The organism is Opitutaceae bacterium TAV5, from assembly GCA_000242935.3.
Lineage (GTDB): Bacteria > Verrucomicrobiota > Verrucomicrobiia > Opitutales > Opitutaceae > Geminisphaera.
The window spans coordinates 1765654-1788028 of record CP007053.1; the positions used below are offsets into that span (position 1 = coordinate 1765654).

Sequence of the window (22375 nt, forward strand, 5' to 3'; positions counted from 1 at the left end):
GAGCGTCCGGATGCGCGGACGTGGTTGCCGTGGTGGCGCGTCAGTGGCCGCGCCAGAAAAGGGTTTCGTCGAGAAGAGGGTCGAGTCGGGCTTGGGTGAAGGCCTCGACGTGGCCGTCGGCGAAGGCGATGTTGATGCGGCTGCCGCCGTGGAGGTAGGGAAAATCGGGCGCGGACGGGGCGAGGCGGAGTTTGTTGACGGCGGTGGTCCGGGAGGCGTCGGTTTTGGAGGAAGGGGCGGCCACGTAGTGGAAATGGCCGCGTCCGGCGATGAAGGCGTTGTGCTGCACGGAGTCCATGAAGAAGGCGGTGCGCGAGGGATGGGAGAGTTCGGAAAAACGGTGCGGAGGCGGATAGGGTTCGGGTGTGGCCTGGTTGTCGTTGCCGCTGCGGAGCCAGCCGTTGATCGAATAGGTGCGGTTATAGGTCCAGAGTTTGTCATGGGTAGGCCATACTTTCTGGGCCGTGGGGCAGGTCATGATGGTGTCGTGCTGGTCTTTGGTCGGGTCGTAGGCGTCGAGTCCCAGGTAGCTGGCAATGCCGCCGGACTGGCCGCCGGGTTTGCCGGGGTCGGGACGGAACCAGTAATAGCCGGGGAGGAGGTCGCGGTTGTCGTGTCCGTACAGAATGCCGGCGGCGGCGATCTGGCGGAGATTGCTGGCGCAGCTGGCGGTGCGGACGGATTCGCGGACACGGCCGGTCACGGGAATGGTGATGGCGGCGAGGATACCGATGATGGCGATGACGGTGAGCAATTCGACGAGCGTGAAGGCGCACCGGCCATGGAAGCGACCGGCGGCGGCGATACGGTTGTGAGGCAGGTTGGCGGGGAGCGGGGGCATGGCGTGATGGCGGGGGCGGGGACGGGCGGTTTTGCTTCCCCGACCGGGCGACATGCGGACGGCGGGGAGGCGGGAGACGGATGTATTCAGGTACGGATGACGCGACGGCGACGGAGAACGATACCGGCAACGAGGAGCGTGCCAAGTCCGCCGAGGAACGCAGCCGCGCGCGGCTCGGGAATCTGCGAGAGGGTCACGCCGCCGAGGGAATACGACCAGGAATCGGTCGGGCCGTCCATGAGCGTGTTGAGGTGAAAATAGCGCCCGGTATCGCCAAGAGAGGTGGCGGCGGAGCGAAAGCCGAGGCTCGTGGACGTGACCGTGGAGACCGGGTTGCCATCGGTCGTGATGGAGGCGGTGTAGCTGAGCGTGGCGGGATCGACGTCCACGGTGAAGGTGTAGACCTTGCCGGTCTCGACCGTGATGCCCGAGGAGACAAAGGCGGCGGAGCCGCCGTCCCGGTTGCCGTTGTTCCACTGGATGGTCTTGCTGTTGCCGGTGATCTGGAAGGCCCATGAATTGGTGGTCCCGCCAACCGCCACGCCGGTTTGCTGCGAGGGCGAGTCGAAGATGCCGATATAGTCGGCGGAGGAGGTGAAGCCGGTGAGGTCGTCGAAGGTCAGGGAAAAGCTGACCGTGTAGGCCCGGGTGACGTCGATGACGGCGGAGGCGCCGCTGTAGTAGGCGCGATTGAGCGAACTGCGGCGGGCGGAAGCGGGGCCGGCGGTGACGGAGATGGTGAGCCAGTCGTTGGCGCCGATGACCGGGGTGACGGTGGCGTTGGTCTGCGAGGTGCTCCAGGCGGTTTTCCAGCCCTCGCCGACGGCGCCGGTGAACTGGTGCGAGGCGTCGGTGGTGCCGAGGCCGCCGGTGAAATCGGCGACGATGGTCGCGGCGGAGGCGAGCGGAGCGAGCAGGCAGGCCAGCAGGGTGACGAGCGCGGGGAGACGGAGAGCGGAGAACAGGTTTTTCATGATGATGCGGGTTGTCGAGGTTCGGGAAAACCGGGCGAGGGAGATTGGGGCGCGGCCGGCCGGCGGCTTGCAACGCGGGCGTAACTCATCACGATGAGCCAGCATGTCGAACCAGCGCGCCATCGCCGCCGAACTCGGGCTCAACCAGGCCACCGTGTCGCTGGCGTTGCGCGGGCATCCGTCGATCCCGGAGCGGACGCGGCGGCGGGTGGAGGCGGTGGCGCGGCGGCTCGGTTACCGGCCCAACGCCTATGTGTCGTCGCTGATGGCGCGTATCCGCGCCGGGCGGCCGACGGCGGCCAAGGGGTGCATCGCCATCCTCATGGACGCGCGCTCGGCGGCGGAGTCGCTGGCGGCGACGAGCGAGATCTACCGGAGGCAGCACGCCGGCATGCTGGCGCGGGCGGCGGAGCTGGGATTTGCCACCGAGTGTTTTTACCTGCGCGCTCCCGGGATGAGCGATCGCAAGCTGGACCGCATTTTCGACGCGCGCGGTCTTGCGGGGATCGTGCTGGCGGCGCCCAGGGTCGGAACGGCGCCGGTGCGGCTGTCCTGGGAGCGGTATGCGCTGGCCACGGTGGCCTACACCTGGAGGCATTGTGTGGAAACGCACCGGGTATCGACCGATTACCGGGACCAGATCGATGTCGTGTTCAGACAACTGCTGCAACGCGGCTATCGGCGGATCGGGGTGGTGCTGCCGCGATTGTCGCTGTACGGGCGCAGCCCGGTATTTTATTGGCAATACAAATTGAGGGAGGGGCTGGAGGAGGGCCGGGAGAGACAGCCGGTGCCGGTGTTTCTGGGGCGGCCGGGAGAGACGCCGCCGGAAGAGTTCCGGCGATGGTTCCGGCGGGTGCGTCCGGATGCGCTGGTTTGCCAGACGGGCGTGGAGACGGAGTGGCTCGACGCGATGGGCGTGCGTGTGCCGGAGGATGTCGGCCTGGTGTGCGTGAACCGTCCGCTGGCGAGCCGGTTTTCCGGCGTGGAGGAAAATTTCGAGGTGATCGGCGGCATGGCGGCGGAACTGGTGGCCAACCAGATCATCCACAACGAGCACGGCCTGCCCGCGCATCCGCGGAGCATCCTCATCCGGGGAACGTGGGTCGAGGGGGCGACGCTGCGGCCGGCGGAATAGACGATGACGGCAACACGTCCGGGAGCCGGACCGCGGTCACACGTCGCCCTTGCGGCGGCGGGTGTCCTTGTCGGATTTCTCCATCGGGATTTCGTTATCCGTGCGCAGCATGAGGACGGGCGTCTTCGATTTCACCCAGACCTGCTGCTCCTTGAAATGCTTGGCCGGGATATTCTCGATGGCATCGCCCATCGTCTCGGCCGGGAGCATCCGGCCTTTCTTCGTGGTGTTGAATTCGTAGGCAGCCTTGTGAATGCGCTCCTGCGTCGTGAGCACGCTCTCGTTTTCCGGGATCTGGAGCACCCAGCCGGTGAGGTCGTTTTCCGGGAGCGTGCCCTCGGGATCGCTGATCAGGATGCACCACTGCTTCTTGACCGGAGGCGGCTTGTCCTCGTCGACCTCCGGCTGCGCAATCTGGTTGATGTCCTCGAGTATCTGACGCAGGAGGGCGGGATCGACCTGGTTCTTCTGGAGGACTTCGGCAACCTTGTTGACTTCGATTTTCGGCATGGCGTTCGGACGGATTTAAGGGCACCAAGGCAGACAGGTCGCTGTCAGGCGGCAATCAAAACATGAGCGATTCCCCATCTACCACCTTCCCCGGCGTGGCCCAGCGGGCCGATGAACTGTTCGATGTCGTTGACGATCAGGACTGTGTCGTGCGCCAGGAAACGCGCGGCGAGGTTCACCGGCAACGCCTGCTGCACCGCGCGATTCACGTGCTGGTGTTTGACCGGGCGGGGCGGATTTTTCTGCAAAAGCGCTCGATGGCCAAGGATTCGGAGCCGGGGCGCTGGGCGTCGTCGTGCTCGGGCCACGTCGATGCAGGCGAGGATTACGACACCGCCGCCGTGCGCGAACTGGCCGAGGAGATCGGTGTGCGGGTCGCGGAGGCGCCGCCGCGCTGGCTGCGCGCCGGCCCGTGCCGGGAAACGGGCTGGGAATTCGTGTGGGTCTACCGGCTGGAGCACGAGGGTCCGTTCGCGCTGCACCCGGCCGAAATCGACGACGGCCGCTGGATCACGCCGGCAGACCTCGCCCGCGAAGTCGCCGAAAACCCGAAGGCGTTTGCCCGCTCGTTCCTGTACCTGTGGGGGTTGCTGGGGGAGCGGGAGAAGGAAGGGGAAACCGCTAAAGAACGCTGAAGGCCGCTGAAACCCGACCGTTCATCAAGACCAACCGCGAATTATCGCGAATGGCCGCTAATAAAATGCAATCAATTGATTAACAATTGGAAATAAATATTTTTACATTCGTAAAGCTGCCCTGAAAAATCGTGCACGGAAGCGCATGATTTCGCTCGGTGCGGATGCGTTCCGGATTCAATCCGGGATGGCCACAAAAAACACAAAATTCCCGTCTGCCCGACGGGAATCTCCCGCGCGCTTATAAGCGCAATGGAGGATTTCATCCGCGGTGTGTTTTCTCGTGTTTTTCGTGGCCATTCTTTCCCACTCTTCATTCGCGTCCATGTCAGACTGTCGCTGCGCTCGGTACGCGGTTACGGTCTGGATTCTTCGGTTGCGGCTGAGCCGCCCCAGGCTCATTCGCGGTTAAAACCCGGCTCCCTGATTTTCAGCTTTCAGCTTCCGGCCTTCGGTCTTTCCCTCGGTGCCATGTCCGCCGCCCAAGCCGAAAAACCGTTTGTTTTTGTCTGCGGAGCCGATGACTTTCTCGTCAACCGGCTCGGCAAGGCGCGTTACGAGGAGCTGGCGCAAGACGTGACGGACGAGTTCTCGCGCGAGGTCGTCAGCGGCTTCGCCAACAATGTCGGCGAGGTGGCCGAAGCGGTGAACCGGTTTCGCGAGAGCGTGCAGACGATTTCGATGTTCGGCGGGCGGCGCGTGGTCTGGCTGAAAGACGTGAACTTCCTTGCCGACACCGTCACCGGCCGCGCCGAAAGCACGCTGCGGCTGGTCGAGGACCTCCAGCAAATCCTCGGCTCGGTCAACCCGGCGGAGGTGTCGGTCGTGGTCACGGCCGCGCCCGTCGACCGGCGGCGGGCTTTTCCCAAATGGTGCGAAAAAACCGCCGACTTCACCCTCGTGGGCGGCGACGCCGACAACGCCGGGGAGGCGCTGGCCGGCGTGGTCCTGGCCGAAGCCCGCGAACAGGGGGTGACGTTTGGCGAAGGCGCGATGCAGATGCTGCTCGCCCGCACCGGCGCCAACACCCGGCTGCTGATCGAGGAGGTGCGCAAGCTCGCCGCCTACGCGGGCGACGCCGGCGACGGCGCAGGCCGGCCCGCGGTGATCGAGGAGGCGCATGTGGAAGAGATCACCCCCAACGTGGCGGAGGGAGATTTTTTCGAGGCGGCGGAGGCGTTTTTTTCGGGCAACCTCAAGTGGACGCTCGACGCGCTGCACCGGCATTTCTACGCGGGCGAGCATTCGCGGCCGATCCTCTCGGCGCTGCTCAACCGCAACCGCATCCTCATCCAGGTGCGCGCGCTCATCGACGCGGGCGACGCGCGCATCGGCGGGCGTGGCCTCGACGGCCTGCCGCGTGCGAAGGGCGTTTACGAACATCACTTCGCCGGCGCCACGGAGAAAAGTTCCTACAACGTCTTCACGCAAAACCCGTGGTACGTGGGCAAGCTCGCCGGCGGCGGGAAAGCGCTGCCGCCGCTGCGACGGCTGATCGACAACCAGCAGGAATTCATCCGCGCCTTCGAGGAAGTGGTGCAGCGCCCCAACGAACAGGAAGACGTGCTGCGCGAGATGGCGGTGCGCTGCCTGTCGGGGGCGTGAACGGACGAAGGCCGCAGTAGCGGGCAACACGCCTCCGGCGTCTCCGGTGTTTTTGATTTTACACAAAGGTCGCGAAGACCGCGAAGAATCGACCAAGGCAAAGAATCGACTTCCCCGCATTCCGCCTTCTTCGCGTCCTTTGCGACCTTTGTGTAAAAAATCCGGGTTTTTTTCAGGTCGCCGTCTCGGTGTAGCGGCTTTCGCGGATGACGGTGATCCGGATGGTGCTCGGGTATTGCAGCTCGTCCTCGACGCGGCGGCGGAGCTGCTTGGCGATATCATGCGCCTGCTCGTCGGTCACGTGCGCGGGGTTGACCACCACGCGGACCTCGCGGCCGGCCTGGATGGCGTAGGCCTGCTGGACGCCCTCGATCGACATGGCGAGTTTTTCGAGGCGTTCGAGGCGTTGCAGGTAACTGGCCATCGCCTCGGCGCGCGCGCCGGGACGGGCGGCGGAAACGGTGTCGGCCAGGATCACGAGGCCGGCGTAAACCGTCTCGGGCCGGACTTCCTCGTGATGGGCGGCCACAGCATTGACGACGATGGCGGTCTCGCCGTGGCGCTTGATAAAATCGGCGCCGATCGTCGCGTGGCTGCCTTCGTAATCGCCGTCGATGGCTTTCCCGACGTCATGCAGGAGACCGGCGCGCTTGGCGACGTTGGGATCGAGCCCGATCTCGCTCGCCAGCATCGAGCAGAGGAAGCCGACCTCGACGGAGTGATCGAGGACGTTCTGCGTGTAGGAAAACCGGTATTTGAGCTTGCCGAGCAGCGTGATGATTTCGGGGCGCAGGCCGTTGACGCCGAGGCGCTGCACGGCGTCCTCGCCGGCCTGTTGCACGTTGATATCCACCTCCTCGCGGGCGCGCTGGCAAAACTCCTCGATACTGGCCGGGTGGATACGGCCGTCCTTGATCAGGCCGTCGAGCGCGAGGCGGGCGATCTCGCGCCGTACGGGATCGAAGGACGAGATGAGCACCATCTGCGGCGTCTCGTCGATGAGGAGCGTGACGCCGGTGGCGGCCTCGAAGGCCTTGATGTTGCGCCCCTCGCGGCCGATGATGCGCCCCTTCATGTCTTCGGAGGGGAGCTGGACGATGGTGGCGGTGAGATCGGTGTTGGGGTGGGAGGTGAGCCGCTGCATCGCGGTGACGAGGATGCGGCGGGCCTCGTTTTCGAGGTCGCGCTCGGAGCGTTCCATGAACTCGCGGCGCATGGCGCGCAGTTCATCCTGACACTCCAGCATCACCTCGTCGCGCAGGGCCTGGCGGATCTCCTCGGCGTCCATCTGCGCCATCCCCTCGAGACGCTTGCGGACGGATTTGGAGAGGCCGCGGATGGCGTCGCGCGCCTGCTGCATGGCGGCATTTTCGCGGGAAAGGCGTTCGGCGCGCTGTTCGAGCTGGTGGTCGAGGAGGGCGAGCGATTCCTCGTGCGAACGGATTTCGCGGAGCTTGAGGTCGGCCTCGATGTCGCGCCGATCGAACTCGCGATTGAGCTCGGCACGCCTGGCGGCGATCTCCTCCTCGGCTTTCTGGCGGAGTTCGTTGGCGGCGACGGAACCCTCCCGGCGGGCGACGTCGAGGAGTTCCTGCGCCTGTTCCTCGGCCATCCGGCGCGTCTGCCGGAGAAATGCCCACACCACGATAAAACCCGCCGCCGCACCCATCAGAAGCACGATCGCCCAGGTCCAGTAAGGGGGAGTGGCCTGGGCGAACAGGATCAGGGAAGCGGATGCACTGTTGAGCATTAGCTTCCGGAATGCGGATGTTTGGACAGGATTTCAACTTTCTTCGCCACGCCGGTTCTGGTCGGGTGTAACGGATGTTACGCAGGCGGCCTTGAAATGGCGCGGGGGTCTCGCCTGCTGACGGCGAAGCCGCCGGATCGAGGTGGCACGGGCATCTTGCCCGTGGACGGCGCTCCGCGCCGCAAACGTCCCCTTCCCCCCCGCCTCTCCCCTTCTGCAAACCGGCGATGCTGCGCGTCGTCCACAGGTGCCTGGCAAAAAAGCCCGTGCCACGCGGAGAGGCAACGCTCACGGGCAAGATGCCCGTGCCACTTTTTGGGCCAAGCCGACCCCCCCTTTCAATTACACCCGGGCGGGTGAGGCGCTTGCCTCCGCCGGTTCCGCCCTGCCCTGCCGCAACAATTCCCGCGGAGCGATCCCGTGCACCGCCTTGAAGCAGCGGCTGAAGTGATACGGATCGTCGAAACCCACGCGCTGCGCCGCCTCCTTCACCAGGCCGCCTGTCTCGACCAGGAACTCGGCGGCGATGTTCATCTTGCGCCGCAGCAGGTACTGGTACGGGCTCGTCCCCTGGAACCGGCGAAACAGCCGGCACACGCTTGATTCCTCGATGCCCGCCGCGCGCGCCACTTCGGTCAGCGTGTGCCAGTGCTCGGCCTCGGCGTCGATCAGCGCCTTGCATTTCTGGAATGTCGCCCACGCGTGGTCGCCCGCCGGCTCCCAGCGCGCGCCGTCCTCGATTTTCAGCAGCAGCAATTCGAACAACTGCGCGCAGATCGCCGGCGCGAGCGGCCCCGAACGCTGGCCCTCGCGTATCAGATCCTCCATGACGCTCCGGATCTCGGCGTGGGCGGCGAGCACGCGGGCGCGGCCGTTGCCGAGCCCGGCCCGGGCGATGCGCGGACGCAGCCCCGAGCCGGAGGCGCAGACAAAGTACTTCAGCATCGGCTGTTTCGGGTCCGTGCGGATCGCGCAGCGCGTGTCGGGCGCATAGGCGTAAACACTGCCGGGCCGCAACGCCTGCCGCAGCCCGGCCAGTTCGACCCAGCCGGCTCCCTCGGCCACGTATTCGATGCCATGGTACGCATAGGAGCGCCGCGAGATGTCATAGTCGGAGCGGCACCGCTCGCGCCCGCCGAGCGTCACCGCCACGCCGCGTCCACCCGGCGAGGGGGCGAGGTTGGGGAAAAAATACCGCGACTCCGTCACCTGCGGTGAAAGCAGATCGGCGTGGCGGGCCTGGTTGACCTGGATATCCGGGTTTATTTTATCCATCAAGTCCCCACCTTTATCCATGCCTCTCGCATCGTGTCGAGAGGGATAAGTGCCAGAATGAACAAAATCAAAGCGGTCGATTTTCTTCAGGTATCGTGTCGTGATGCCGGTCGTCCGCCTGATTCCAGACTGTACTCATTCCGTTCCTGATACCCATGAAAAAACTCCCGAAAAAGTCGATCTATCTCGTCGCCAGCGGCGACCTGCGCCAATCCGCCAACGAAACCTGCTGGGCCGCCCAGGCCGAGATGGAAAAACAGCTCACGAAGGTCGTGGCCTCGTTCGGCTACAAGCTCGTCCGCGCCCATCCCTACAAGCCCGCGCTCAAACACGGGTTTATCGCCTCGCAGAAGGAAGGCATGGAGGTGTTCGCCCGGATGGACCCGACTGCGCCCGTCATCGTGGCCGAGTCCGTCTGGCAGTACTCGCACCACGTCCTCCACGGGCTCGTCGGCCGCAAGGGACCGATCCTCACGGTGGCCAACTGGTCCGGCACCTGGCCCGGCCTCGTCGGCATGCTCAACCTCAACGGCGGCCTCACCAAGGCCGGCGTGAAGTACTCCACCCTGTGGAGCGAAAACTTCGACGACAGCTACTTCCTCAAAAAACTCGAAGAGTGGCTCAAGACCGGCGTCACCTCGCACAAGACCACCCACGTCAAGAGCCTCGCCCGCGCGGCCGTTCCTCCCAAAGCAAAGGCGCTCGCCAAAAAACTCGCCGACGAACTGCGCACGAAAAAATCCATCATGGGCATTTTCGACGAAGGCTGCATGGGCATGTACAACGCCATCATCCCCGACGAGCTGCTCTTCCAGACCGGCGTTTACAAGGAGCGCCTCTCGCAGTCCGCTCTTTATTACGGCGCCACCCAGGTCAGCGATGCCGAGGCCAAAGCCGTGTTCCAGTGGTACAGGAAGAAAGGCTTCAAATTCCACTTCGGCAAGGACGAGGCCACCGAGCTGACCGAGTCCCAGGTGATCTGGCAGTGCAAGCTGTACATCGCCGCCGTGCGCATCGCACAGGAATTCGGCTGCGAGGCCATCGGCATCCAGTACCAGCAAGGCCTGAAGGACCTCATCCCCGCCTCCGATCTCGTCGAGGGCACGCTCAACAGCTCCGACCGCCCGCCGGTCAAGGGCGCCGACGGCAAGGTCATCCGCGAAGGCGAGCCCATCCCGCACTTCAACGAGGTGGACGAGTGCGCCGGCCTCGACGGCCTGCTCACCGACCGCGTGCACAAGGCCCTCGGCCAGCCCCGCGAAAACACCCTGCACGACCTCCGCTGGGGCGACTACGACCAGAGCGGCTCGACCGACGAGTACGTCTGGGTGTTCCTCATTTCCGGCGCTGCTCCTGCCGAACATCACATCGGCGGCTGGGCCGGCAGCGAAGGCTTCCGCCAGTCGTCGATGTATTTCCGCCTCGGCGGCTCGACGCTGCGCGGCATCGCCAAACCCGGCGAGATCGTGTGGAGCCGCGTCTTCATCGCGGACGGCAAACTCAAGATGGACCTCGGCCGCGCCAAGGTCGTCGAACTCCCTGCCGAAGAAACGCAGCGCCGCTGGGACGCCACCAGCCCGCAGTGGCCGATCATGCACGCCGTGACCTACGGTGTGACGCGCGACCAGATGATGGCCCGCCACCAGGCCAACCACATCCAGGTCGTCTACGCCAACAGCGCGAAGGAAGCCGACCTGGCCATGTACACCAAGGCCCAGCTCGCCGCCGAACTGGGCCTCGAGGTCAGCCTCTGCGGCACCAAAGCCGACGGAAAACCGTTCTGAGCCGGCACAGCCGGGATTCCCGGTAGTGCCGCATCCCTGGCCTCACGGCGCGCAATCCTCCCGGGTTGCGCGCTTTTTTCTGTGCCCGCATATTGCCCCTTTGTTTTTCTGATTTATAAAATACTTATAAACAATATATTATACGATAAACAATCAAATAACCATGATTTGTTCTTGATTTAGTAATCAAAATAGAGTTTTGATTGATGCGTAAACCCCATGATACGCGCTATCCCGATTCCCCTCTTCCGGTTCACCCCTCTGGCTCCCCGCGCCATCGGCCCATTGCTGGCGATATTCCTTTTGCCGGTCGCATTCCCGGCCATTGGCCCCCGTGCCCTCGGCGCAACCGGCGCCCCTTCCCCATCCACTTCCGGTATTATCCCCGAACACGGCAAATACAGCGCCGCCTACATGGGCGACTGGTCCACCCTTCCCACTGCCGACAAACTTCCCCGTCCCCCTCTCCCTGCTCTTCCCGCGTCCGTGGACACGACCGGCGACACCGGCAACGCCGTCCCCGACTCCGCTCTCCGGATCGTCAAAGGCGAGGCCATCCGCCGCCAGTGGCTTCATCAGGAAAAAGTCCGCCTCTCCGATCTCCGCCTCGCCGTCACCTGGGATCCCACGCCAAGCCACAAGGACCACACCACCCTCTTCCATATCGCCGATGCCGGGGAAGTCGTCATCGAAAACCTCACCATCATCCAGGCCGATCCCGACTATCGCGGCTACCACACGATCCTCGTCGAAGGAGCCGACCGCGTCATTGTCCGCAATGTCCAGCTCGCCGGCTCCGTCCAGTCCTTCCACCTGCGCATTGAAGGCTGCCGCGATGTGTTCATCGACAACCTCGAAATCTCCGGCATCGACTATCACCGGCGCGGTCGCTTCCGCGCCGGCGGAGGCCTCTGGCTCAATAACGGCAACACCGGCCGCCTTGGCCACAACGGCACCGGGCTCTGGACCGAATACGCCCGCATGCCCGGCTGGCAGGTAATCCAGAACAGCTACTTTCACGACGGCACCGAAAGCGACGGCGGCGAATGGCGCAACCAGGACGCCGTCCTCATCCATCACCCCGGTCACGGCGTCCTCTTCAACAATGTAGTGGAAAACTGGTTTCATCCGCCCATGGACGGGGGATTCGACATCGGATTCCGCCGCGCGGAACCCGAATACCAGGACCGCTTTTTTCGCGTCGAACGCAATATCCTGCGCAACGTCACGTTCATCAAAACCCCGGCCGCCGCTCCTGGCCCCAACACCCTCTTTTACGCCAACAATCTGTTCATCAACACCCAGCTCGCCGACTACCACAAAGGAGCCGCCAACGACGTTCATTACGTCCACAACACCTGCATCTACGACCTTGCCAAAGCCCCCGTGCCCTTTCGTGAGCTCGCACGTCGCGGAGCCTCCGGCTACGCCAGTCTCTGGAACTACGGCGCCCCCACCCATCTCGCCAATTCCCTTCTCTACAGACCCGCGCCCTCCCCCGCCGACGCCTCCCCGTTCACCGTGTATTACGCCAACAAGGACGCCGCGCCGGACAAATACCTCCATTTCAAATCCGCTTTCAACACCTGGGCTCTCTCGCTTTCCAATCTCACCTGGCTGCGCACTGCCCGCGACGGCGCCAGATACAAAACCCTCGACGACTGGCGCCGGGCCACGGACTCCGACACCGGCAGCGCGCTTGTCGACCCCGGCGCCATCCACTTCGCCAACTACGCCGCCGACGACTACCGCCTCCTGCAAAACCCCGCGTCCGGCAACAGCAGCGCCTTCCCCGGTCCTGCCACAACCACCCGCTATCTCGACCCCTCCGACAAACGCATGCAAGTGAACCGCGATTTTTACGGTCAACTCCGCAGTCAAGATCCGACCTCGCCCACCGCGGCGCCCGCGCCCGGAGCATTTAACGTGGAACCCGCCGCCGCTCGCCCCTGAATACCCGGGTCCGCACACTGCACACCATCATGCCCGCCACCACTGCCACACCCGCCACCCGCCCTGCCTCCGGCCAGACCACCAAGCTCAAGGCCATCTATCAGCTCCTTGAAGACCGCATCACCAGCGGCGTCTGGCCCGTTGGCACACAAGTTCCCACCGAAATGGAACTCGCTGAAGAATTCGAATGCGGCCGTTCCACTGTCAGCAAGGCCCTTGCCTGGCTCGCACACGACGGCTGGGTCGAACGCAAAACGCGCGCCGGCACCCGCGTCCTCCGCGCCACTCCCGGCAAGACCGACGCCCCCGCCCCCCTCAATCTTGACGCCTGCGCCTTCATCTACCCCAGCGAGCAGCACGAAGGCGTTCGTCGCATCATGACCGGTTTCCAGATCGCGGCCCATCGCGCACACCGCCAGACCGTCATGCTTTCCACCGGCACCGATTTTCGCCGTGAAGCCGAGGCCGTCGGCCGCCTCGCCGAATTCGACGTCAAGGGCGCGGTTCTCCTCCCCGTTGTCCTCAACCCCAAGGACTATGTCTATTACGCCCAGATGCTCCTCGCCTGCCGTTTCCCCGTCGTGCTCGTCACGCTCGGCATGACTGCCATGCGCCGCCCTTCTGTCGTTCTCGACGGCTTCCATGCCGGCCACACCGTCACCCGCCATCTTCTCGACCAGGGACTGCGCAACATCGGCTTCATCGCCAACCAGGCCTGGATTCCCGTCGCCCAGAACAAACACACCGGCTACTCGCGCGCCATGGAAGAAGCCGGCCTCACCGACATCGCCTCTGCTCTCGCCCACCGGGATGCCGAGATGCAGCCCAGCTTCGAAGACCCGCTTGCGGAGCCCGAACGGATGGGACGGCTCTACCTGCAACGCCACCCCGAAGTCGAGGCCGTGGTCTGCGCCAGCGACTTTCTGGCGCTCGGGATGCTCCGCGCCGCACGCGCCCTCGGACGCCACGTCCCCCGCGATCTCAAAGTCGTCGGCATCGACGATTACGCTCCGGCTGCCGTCGCCACCCCTCCTCTCACCACCTATCACGTTCCCTACGAACGCATGGGCGAACACGCTTTCGAGCTTCTCGACAACCTCCTCGGGGACACTCCTGTGCCACCCCTCGATGTTCCACTCCGCGGAGAACTCGTCGTGCGTGCCAGCTCCGGCTGACCACTTTTCACCCGATTATCACCCAGGCCACATCCCCCGGCCCCCGCCCGTCCGGCGGCCCGCATAGCCCTGCTGTGCGCCCGCACATGTGGCTCCGTATCCATCTCCCGAACACAACTCCCGATGTCACAAACCATGAATCCCGCCCGCCTCCACCTCGCCACCACCGCATTCGCGGCCCTCGTTCTGGCTGCCTCGGCCAGTCTCGTCATCACTCCTCCCCTCGTCGCAGCCGAATCCACCTGGGATGGCGGCAGCGCCTCCACCTCCAACTGGACCGATCCCGCCAACTGGACCGGCGACACCCTGGTCCCGGGTGCGAACGACACCGCCATCACCCTCGCCGGCACCACCCGCACGACCATCAACCTCAACGAGAACTACACCCTCAGGACACTCTCCATCGCCAGCGACGCCGGAGCCTTCATCCTCAACACCGACTCTGACAAAATCCTTTCCATCCACGGCGCAGGCAGCAGCGCGGATGCTGTCACCAACAACTCCGCCAATCCCTTCACCATCAATGCCGGCCTCAAGCTTCTTGGCAGCACCCGTTTCTCCGCCGTCTCCGGTGACATGAAACTCGGCAAAATCGACCTCAACTCCAGCGGAGCCTACTTCCGTGCCCTCGCCGGCCGCACCATTACTCTGGCCGGCGAGATCAGCGGCTCCGCCACCCTCGTGGAATACACCGGCTCCGGCAACTACCTCATCACGGCGGAAAACACCTACACCGCCGGCACCCGCATCCGCAGCGGTTCACTGCGCATCGCAACCTCCTCGGGCGCATTCGGTACGAGCGGCACCGTGACCCTGGGCTACGCCTCCGTCCCCGGGCAGAACCTTTCCATCCTCACCGAAACCGCCGCCAGCGTCACCAACCGGATCAACCTCGCCCATGCTTCCGGCAACACCTACACGCTCGGAGGCAGCTCCGCCGACACCTCCAGCTACAGCAGTATCCAGTTGGCCAGTACCCAGGACGACATCACGCTCTCCGTCACCGCGGCCGCCGGTGGCCGCGTTGACATAACCGGCAACGTCACCGACTCCACATCCGCCACCGGAGCCGGCACTCTCGACAAAACCGGCGCCGGCATCGTCGCCCTCCACGCCGCAGGCAACACCTACAAGGGAGCCACGAACGTCACTGCCGGCACCCTCCTGATCAACGGCACGCTCAGCGCGGACGGAGCAGCCGTGACCGTCCGGAAGGACGCCATCCTCGGAGGTAACAATGGCACCATAAGACGCGCCGTCACCCTCGAGTCGGGCGCCATCCTCTCGGCTGGCGAAATCGACCCGGCCAGCGGCGACAGTCTCATCGGTCTCCTCACCTTTGCCTCCGGCCTCACTCTGGCCTCCGATTCCGTCCTTGCCTTTGACATCGGTCCGGCGGGTAACGACCGCATCAACATTACCGGCGGCACCCTGACTCTCGACGGAATCCTCGACATCAACGCCGTCGAGGGATTCGACGCGGGCACCTGGACCCTCCTCAGCATCACGGGAGCCACGCTTGTCGACAACGGTCTCATCCTTGGCACTCTTCCCGCAGGTTTCACCTATGCACTCGACTGGCAATCGGCGGGCGGCACCCACAATCTCAACCTCATCGTCACCGCCATCCCCGAGCCTGCCGTGACCGCCCTTGCCACTGCCCTGATCATCGCCCTCGCCCCCCTCACATTTCTCACCCGCCGCCGGACCCGCTGACCCGACTCCCCGATCATCATGAAAACGCCCCGACACACCACCGCCTTCACCCTGATCGAACTCCTCGCCGTCATCGCGATCATTGCCGTGCTGGCGTCAATCGTCATCGCCACCGTCGGAAAGGTCCGCCGTTCCGCCGCCCGGGCCGAAGGGGTCGCCATCCTTCGCGGCGTTGGCCAGGCCATCCTTCTTTATGCCAACGACCACAAAGGCAAACTCCCCGGCCCCCTGTACCTGAAACAGGTCGCCATCTACCGGTCCGATACCAGAACCCTCCTCCATCACATCGGTCCCTATCTCGGAGCGCCATCCACCCCCAACGGCGAAATTATCACGGCCTGCCGTCCCCGGGCATGGAGTGAACTGCTCGCCCGGGTGCCGGACGCCTCCATCTATCGCCTCGCCTACGGCGAAGGCTCCGACCCTTCCGGCAACAAGTATTATCCCTTCGGCAACACCTCGCTCGGCAAGGACCCCATGACCCTCGAGGCCATCCCCTGGCCGACCAGGGCCTTCGCCCTGCGTGACATCAGAAAAAGCGATGATGCCGCCAACTCTCCCCTGCCTGACAACAGCACCATCTGGGGCGACGTCCAGCACCTCCTGTTCTTTGACGCCCACGTCGAGCGCCGCCCCCTCTGACCAGCCTCTCTCCGGCATGTATCCATTTTCAAACTTCGCGTATTCCGTGTTCCGGATCTTCGCGCCTGCCATGATCCTTACCGCGGCAACCGTCGTCGCCCGCGCGGATGTCACCCTCCCCGCACTTTTCTCCGATCACGCCGTTCTCCAGAAATCCCCCCGTGTTCCCGTCTGGGGTCGCGCCACGCCCGGTGAGACCGTCACCATCACACTCGACAAGGCCACCGCTCTCGCCACCACCGGCCCCGATGGCAACTGGCGTACCACCCTCGACCTCTCCACTCACGCCCCCGGTCCGCACCAACTCGTCATTCAAGCCACCAACACCCTCGTCGTCCCGGACGTCCTCGTCGGTGAAGTCTGGCTCGCCTCCGGTCAGTCCAACATGGAATGGCCGTTGCAAAAGACCACTGACGCTGCTGCCGGGATTGCTGCTTCCTCCAACCCCCGCCTGCGCCATTTCGCAGTCAAAAAGAAAACGTCCGACACTCCCTCCACCTCCCTCGAAGGCCGCTGGGAAATCGCCGCTCCGGAAACCTCCGGCAACTTCAGTGCCATCGCCTGGTACTTCGGCAAGACACTCCAGCACGAACTCGACACCCCCGTCGGCCTGATCAACGCAAGCTGGGGCGGCACACCCATTGCATCCTGGACCAGCGCCGACGCTTTTGCCCGCGACTCCGCAAACGCCGCCGACATCCAGCGCCAGCGTGACGACGTCCTGACCTTCCCCGCCCGCATTCGCGTCTACGCCCGCGCCATGCAAGGCTGGATGGAAAAATACCAGCGTATCGACAAAACGACTGCGCAATCCGTTGCTTCCCTGCCGTCGCTCCATCAGCCGATCGATAGCACATGGATGCCTGTCACCCTTCCCGGCCTCGACCGTGCGGCCGGTCTCCCCGAGGCCGGCGCCATCTGGCTCGCCCGCAGGATCACACTTCCACCGGAACGCGCCAATCTTGCCCTTGTTCTCGACCTCGGACGTATCGACGGATTCCATACCGTTTACTGGAATGGCGAGGAAGCCGGACGCTCCACGCCGCGTCAGGGAACCACCCCCTTTGTCCGCGTCATCGTTGGCAGTTCCCGCGTTCGCACGGGCGACTCGATCCTCGCCGTGCGCATTTTCAATCCTGTCGAAAAACCCGGCCTCACCGGCGGACCCTTTCGTGCCGGGACGATCCCGCTTGCCGGCCCCTGGTATGTCCGGACCGAATTCTCCCTTCCCCCCCTCTCGCCCCAACAGCGCGCCTCCCTTCCCCGGCGGCCTGTCCAGCCTCCCGAACGCAGAAAAACCCCCTCTCTCGTTTACAACGGTATGATCGCTCCCCTCATCCCCTATGCCATTCGCGGCACCATCTGGTATCAAGGCGAGTCCAACACCGGTCACGCCTGGCAATATCGCACCGATCTTCCCCGCCTCATCAACGACTGGCGACGGCAATGGGGGCAGGGTGATTTCCCGTTTCTCGTCTGCCAGCTTGCCAATTACGGATCCAAAACCGCCGATCCTGCCGCGCCCAGTCGCATCGCCGAACTCCGCGAAGCGCAAACCCTTGCTCTCGCCCTTCCCCACACCGGCCTTGCCACCCTCATCGACCTGGGCGAGGAGCTCGACATCCACCCGCGCGACAAACGCACACCCGCCCGACGCCTTGCCGACACCGCCCTCTCCGTCGCTTATGGCCGTCCGGACGCCCCCGCCTCCGGTCCCGTATACCTGAAAAGTACCCGAATACCCGCGCCGCCCGGCGAATCCGCCGGACGCATTCGCATCCATTTTATAAATACATATGACGGACTTGTGGCCCGTCCCCTGCCCGCCACCTACCGCGTCCGTTCCACTGCCGGTGCCGGCGAGATCCCCCTGGTCCGCAATGCTCCTGCCGGCAGCCAGCTCGAAGGTTTTTCCATCTGTGGTGAAGACGCCCGCTGGACCTGGGCGACTGCCTGCATCGAGGGCGACACCGTCCTTGTCTGGTCCGACGCCGTGCCGCGCCCGGTTGCCGTCCGCTATGCCTGGGCCGACAATCCCACGTGCAATCTCTATAGTGCCGCCGGCCTTCCTGCCGTCCCCTTCCGCACCGACACCTTCCCCGTCTCCACCGAAAACCCCCGGTGAACGGGGAGTTGGCCCCTGCCGACCGACTCTGGCCAACCATATCTCCGGACTTGCAACGCTGCCCCCCGCCCGCCCGAATCGGACGCTTCGCCAATGCCGTATCGCCGGCCGACGCCGGCAGCCGCATCCCGCTTCGTCATCCTGCCATCATGCGCAAACGCTCCCTCCTCTCCGCCCTCGCCTCGCTCGTTCTCGCGTCCGCCCTCCAGGCCGGCAATTTCACCTTCGAGGTGAAGACCGACCGCCCCGCCGTGGATTACGCCATCGGCGAACCGATCGTCTTCACCGCCCGTCTCCTCGAAGACGGCCAGCCTGCCACCGGTCCGAAAATCACCTGGATACGCGAGGGCGATGATCGCCAGGTTGAAAAAGGCGAAGCGTCCGCCTCGCCCGATACGCCTCTTGTCGTCACCACCCGCAGCGAAACGCCCGGCTTCATCCGCCTGAAACTCCAGGCGCTGGATGCCGATGGCAACCCGCTCAAAAACGGTGAACGCGCCGTCGCGTACACCGCCGGGGCGGCCGCCGATACGGCGAAGTTCGAAGTCGCGCCCGAGCCGGCCGATTTCGACGCCTTCTGGGCCCGGCAAAAGGCGCGTGTGGCTGCGGTGCCCCTGAAAGAACTCGAACGCGTCCCGGTCAAGGTCGGCACGGCGGGCGTACTCGGTTACGATATCAAGGTCAGCAGCGCCGGTGCCAAACCGCTGTCCGGCTACCTCTGCCTTCCGGAGGGCGCGCAGGCGAAGTCGCTGCCGGCCAAAATCATCTATTTCGGTTATGGCGTGTATCCGGTTTCCAAAAACGACGGCGCGGCCAAAGACAGCATTGTTCTCAGCGTCAACGCGCACGGGTTCCTCAACGGCCAGCCGAGGGAGTATTACCGGGACCTGAGCCAGGGAGAGCTGAAGGGCTACGCCTTCAACGAAAAGGAAAACGGAAACCCCGAGACCACCTACTTCAACGGCATGATGCTGCGCCTCATCCGGTCGCTCGAATACGTCAAAAGCCTGCCCGAATGGAACGGCCGGGATCTGACCGTGGAAGGCCACAGTCAGGGCGGCCTGCAAGCCGCCCTGGCTGCCGGACTGGATCCCGCCGTGACCCGCTGCATCGCCAACCAGCCCTGGATGTGCGACGTCGGCGGCGCGGCCATGGGACACCTGCGCGGCACCTGGCACATCAAGCCGACCCCCGCCCTTTTCTATTACGATCCCGTGTACCACATTCGCAGATACAGCGGCAGCCTGAAGCTCCTCGCCGGCCTCGGCGACTACGTCTGTCCGCCCTCCGGCATGGCCGCCCTGTTCAACAACGCCCGGGGCTCCCGCGAGATCGTTTACACGCAGGGAGCCGGCCATACCGGCACGGCGCGGGGCGAACAGTTCACCCGCACCGCTCCCTGAACCGGCGCACCGCGCCGCCAGCCCCCCCCCCGGTTCGTGCCGGCTCAGGATTTCCCGGAGGCCGCGCACGAAGCCCGCTCCACCAGCCGCACCGGCAGCACGATCTTGCCGCTCGCGGCCGGGCGCCCCTCCAGCGCCTGGCGCTCCACCTCGGCCAGACCCGCCCGCCCCATCTCTTCCAGCGGAAAATGGATGGTCGTTATCGCCGGGTGGCTCGTCGCCGCGCCCGCCTCGTCGTTGAGCCCCATGACGCTCACCTCGTCGGGCACGCGAAATCCCCGCGCCTGCAGCCGTCCCGCCGCGCAGATCGCCGCCGTGTCGTGGAAACAAAAGAGCGCCGTCGGTCGTACCGCCTGCTCCTGCGCCATGCAATAATCCACCGCCGCGGACACCTCTTCCGTAGCCAGATTTCCATGACACAGCAGATGCGGCAGCAAGGTCAGCCCCACCTCGCGCATCCCCAGCGCGAAGCCGCGCTCGATTTCCGTCTGGTTGTAGAGCGTGCTGCCGAACGGCCCGGTGATAAACGCGATGTTCCGGTGCCCCAGCCCGTACAGATGATGCACCGCCAGGCGCGAAGCCTCCGCGTAGTCCGGACAAATGCTCAGGAAGCCGGGCATCTCCAGGTGCTGCCCGAGGTACACAAACGGCCGTCCGCTCGCCAGCAGATGCTGCACGAGCGAGGGGTTCGGCGCGCTGGCCACGACAAACTTGCTCGCGCTCTCGTCCCGCAGGGGCAGCGGCAAGCGCTCCGGGTGGCGCACGTAATCCGTATCGAGATCGTACAACGCATACGTCACCTGCTGCTCGCTCTGTTTCATCGCCCCCATCACGCCGGCGAGCATCCGGCCGAAATAATGGTTTTGCGCGCCGTCGGGCGTGCGGCTGTTGACCATGAAACACACGGCCCCGAGCTGCGGATGGATGCGCGCCCGTGCCGCCTGGCTTTTGGGCTGGTAGTTGAGTTTCCGGCACGCCGCGACGATCCGCTGCTGCGTGCCCTCGCTCACGCGGATGCCGTAGTTGCGGTTGTTGAGAAACGACGACACCGCCGCCACGGAGACCCCGGCATGGCGGGCGATTTCCGTCATCGTCACGGATTTGGCGGGAGCTTCGGAGGGCGTTATCATGATAAAAGTGATAAAAACTTTATTTTCGCCTCCATGTCACGCTTCTTATTCAGGAAAAATCCATCCCTGATCCGCCTCATCGAAGGAGTGGACAGCATTTTGATAAAAATTTTATTGACTTGATGACCGACCTGACGCATCCCTGTTCCCCGTCGCAACCCGAATCCCCCCGCCACGATGAGCACCGTTACCCATTTCGCATTTCCCGTCGTCCGCCGTCACTCCCGTCGGGCCTTCACGCTGATCGAATTGCTCGCGGTCATCGCGATCATCGGCGTGCTGGCAGCGATCATCCTGGCGACCCTCGGCAACGTCCGGGCCAAGGCCCGGCAGACGCAGTGCCTCTCCAATCTGCGCCAGCTCCAACTCGCCAACATCCTGTATGCAAATGACAACAAGGGGAGGTTCATGCGTGTCAAGAATACCGATGGTACCGGCAAGTGGCACGACACCAGTACATTTTTGCGTTATCTCGGTGATTCGAAATCCAGCGGGAGCAAGCTTCCCCTTTCCATGCGTTGCCCGGACAGGGAAGATCCGGCCCAAACCGATTCCGATCACACTGCCTACGGTTACAATTTTACAGGTCTTGGCCCGGAGGCACAGGCGCAAGGCATCAGCCAGACAGAAATCCCGCGTCCCAGCCAGACACTCGCATTTGCCGACGCCGTTGATTACCAGGTCAACAAGACCAACTCCGACAAATACACCGGGGCTGCCAAAACCACACAGGCCGTCGCCTACAGGCACGGCGGCAGAATCAACATCGCCTACTGGGACGGCCACGTGAACAGCCGCCAGCGCAGCGAGGTCGCCAACAATTCCACTCTGTGGGACTCGCTCAAGTAACTCCTTGGCAAACTTCCACACACCACCACTGAAAAACCAAACCCTTGATGTAACAAGAAATGGATACAATGAATACAATAAAAACATCCCTCCTTGAGTCGGGCGGGGGTATCGTCCGTCTGATGGCATTGCTGCTTGCCGGAACCTCCACGTTGACTCTGGCGACATCTGCTGCAGCCGCGAACCAATATACCCCCGCGGCGGATAGCGGCATCCGCTCCGATTCACCAGGCATCAACTACGGGACCGACGAAAACATACAGGTGCGCGGCCATACAAACTTCCGCCGGGACTTCTATGTGCGTTTCGACATCAGCGACCTCACCAGCCTGAGCGGCGTCACGGTGTCCGATGCCTCGTTCAGCATCACACTCTCGGGCAATCAAAGCACCCGCGACAGCGGGAATGCCGCGATCAATGTCTATGCTCTCAATGCCGATTATACCGCTACCGTGGAGCAACTCGGTTTCGATTGGGGTGAAACAGACCTGACCTACAACAACGCCCCTGATATTTCCGCTGCCGCCCTCGTGGGCACGTTCGACATCTCCGGCCTGCTCGCTTCCCGCGGAACCACCTACACGATCACCGGCACGGCGCTGACCTCGTTTCTCAACGACTACCTTGCCGCCGGCGGTTCCAGCAACCTGACTTTCATAATCCGGGAAAACGCTTCGGGTGCAGGCGGCTACCTCCAATTCGCCTCCAAAGAAAACGTCACCTATGACGCCCCATCCCTGTCGATCACTCACGGCGTCATTCCCGAACCTTCCACCTGTGCCGCACTCGCCGGTGCCCTCGCTCTGGCGGGAGTGATTGCGCTACGCCTTCGTCGTTAAAGTTTCCCGGGTATTCTTTTCGTCTCCTTTT

General features: G+C 64.1%; 18 protein-coding genes. 12 read left to right on the forward strand and 6 right to left on the reverse strand.

What is annotated here, in order from left to right; translation table 11 throughout:
- Positions 1–40: 40 nt before the first annotated feature.
- Together OPIT5_07960 and OPIT5_07965 are read right to left on the reverse strand one after the other, a co-directional pair.
- On the reverse strand, positions 41–841 hold the full coding sequence (locus OPIT5_07960) for a hypothetical protein (protein ID AHF90169.1): 801 nt from the start codon (positions 839–841) through the stop codon (positions 41–43).
- Positions 842–927: 86 nt separating this feature from the next.
- Positions 928–1815, reverse strand: coding sequence for a hypothetical protein (locus OPIT5_07965; GenBank protein ID AHF90170.1), 888 nt, complete (start codon positions 1813–1815; stop codon positions 928–930).
- A gap of 103 nt (positions 1816–1918) precedes the next feature.
- On the opposite strand from OPIT5_07965, the gene OPIT5_07970 reads away from it, so the two are divergent.
- Positions 1919–2953 (forward strand): LacI family transcriptional regulator, encoded by a 1035-nt coding sequence (locus tag OPIT5_07970; GenBank protein AHF90171.1) that lies wholly within the window; start codon positions 1919–1921, stop codon positions 2951–2953.
- 36 nt (positions 2954–2989) lie between these two features.
- Here OPIT5_07970 and OPIT5_07975 read toward each other — a convergent pair whose 3' ends face one another.
- Positions 2990–3463: a hypothetical protein gene (locus OPIT5_07975; GenBank protein ID AHF90172.1), complete on the reverse strand. Its 474-nt coding sequence runs from the start codon at positions 3461–3463 to the stop codon at positions 2990–2992.
- Between the two features lie 62 nt (positions 3464–3525).
- Between OPIT5_07975 and OPIT5_07980 the strand changes: the two genes are divergently transcribed.
- Both OPIT5_07980 and OPIT5_07985 read left to right on the forward strand, forming a co-directional pair.
- Positions 3526–4098: an NUDIX hydrolase gene (locus OPIT5_07980; protein AHF90173.1), complete on the forward strand. Its 573-nt coding sequence runs from the start codon at positions 3526–3528 to the stop codon at positions 4096–4098.
- Between the two features lie 471 nt (positions 4099–4569).
- Positions 4570–5703, forward strand: coding sequence for a DNA polymerase III subunit delta (locus OPIT5_07985; GenBank protein ID AHF90174.1), 1134 nt, complete (start codon positions 4570–4572; stop codon positions 5701–5703).
- A gap of 172 nt (positions 5704–5875) precedes the next feature.
- Here OPIT5_07985 and OPIT5_07990 read toward each other — a convergent pair whose 3' ends face one another.
- Together OPIT5_07990 and OPIT5_07995 are read right to left on the reverse strand one after the other, a co-directional pair.
- On the reverse strand, positions 5876–7453 hold the full coding sequence (locus tag OPIT5_07990) for a ribonuclease Y (GenBank protein ID AHF90175.1): 1578 nt from the start codon (positions 7451–7453) through the stop codon (positions 5876–5878).
- Positions 7454–7795: 342 nt separating this feature from the next.
- The gene (locus tag OPIT5_07995; GenBank protein ID AHF90176.1) at positions 7796–8749 is read right to left on the reverse strand and encodes an AraC family transcriptional regulator; all 954 of its coding nucleotides are present in this window, start codon (positions 8747–8749) and stop codon (positions 7796–7798) included.
- A gap of 134 nt (positions 8750–8883) precedes the next feature.
- Between OPIT5_07995 and OPIT5_08000 the strand changes: the two genes are divergently transcribed.
- From OPIT5_08000 to OPIT5_08030, 7 genes are all read left to right on the forward strand, one after another.
- Positions 8884–10512, forward strand: coding sequence for a fucose isomerase (locus tag OPIT5_08000; protein ID AHF90177.1), 1629 nt, complete (start codon positions 8884–8886; stop codon positions 10510–10512).
- Positions 10513–10731: 219 nt separating this feature from the next.
- Positions 10732–12465, forward strand: a complete 1734-nt coding sequence (locus OPIT5_08005) for a hypothetical protein (protein ID AHF90178.1) — start codon at positions 10732–10734, stop codon at positions 12463–12465.
- A gap of 29 nt (positions 12466–12494) precedes the next feature.
- A complete protein-coding gene (locus tag OPIT5_08010; GenBank protein AHF90179.1) occupies positions 12495–13640 on the forward strand; it encodes a GntR family transcriptional regulator in 1146 nt (381 codons plus the stop codon).
- A 135-nt stretch (positions 13641–13775) separates the two neighbouring features.
- Entirely contained in the window at positions 13776–15356 is a 1581-nt protein-coding gene (locus tag OPIT5_08015; GenBank protein AHF94183.1) for a hypothetical protein, read from the forward strand.
- Between the two features lie 18 nt (positions 15357–15374).
- Positions 15375–15998 carry a hypothetical protein gene (locus tag OPIT5_08020; GenBank protein ID AHF90180.1) on the forward strand — a complete coding sequence of 208 codons (624 nt, stop codon included), beginning with the start codon at positions 15375–15377 and terminating at the stop codon, positions 15996–15998.
- Between the two features lie 16 nt (positions 15999–16014).
- Complete coding sequence (locus tag OPIT5_08025; protein ID AHF90181.1) at positions 16015–18123, forward strand: acetylesterase; 2109 nt, start codon at positions 16015–16017, stop codon at positions 18121–18123.
- Positions 18124–18272: 149 nt separating this feature from the next.
- A complete protein-coding gene (locus tag OPIT5_08030) occupies positions 18273–19526 on the forward strand; it encodes an acetyl xylan esterase (protein ID AHF90182.1) in 1254 nt (417 codons plus the stop codon).
- 44 nt (positions 19527–19570) lie between these two features.
- Here OPIT5_08030 and OPIT5_08035 read toward each other — a convergent pair whose 3' ends face one another.
- Complete coding sequence (locus tag OPIT5_08035; protein ID AHF90183.1) at positions 19571–20617, reverse strand: transcriptional regulator; 1047 nt, start codon at positions 20615–20617, stop codon at positions 19571–19573.
- Positions 20618–20833: 216 nt separating this feature from the next.
- On the opposite strand from OPIT5_08035, the gene OPIT5_08040 reads away from it, so the two are divergent.
- Positions 20834–21505, forward strand: a complete 672-nt coding sequence (locus OPIT5_08040) for an N-terminal cleavage protein (GenBank protein AHF90184.1) — start codon at positions 20834–20836, stop codon at positions 21503–21505.
- A gap of 122 nt (positions 21506–21627) precedes the next feature.
- Positions 21628–22344: a hypothetical protein gene (locus OPIT5_08045; GenBank protein ID AHF94184.1), complete on the forward strand. Its 717-nt coding sequence runs from the start codon at positions 21628–21630 to the stop codon at positions 22342–22344.
- Positions 22345–22375: the final 31 nt, after the last annotated feature.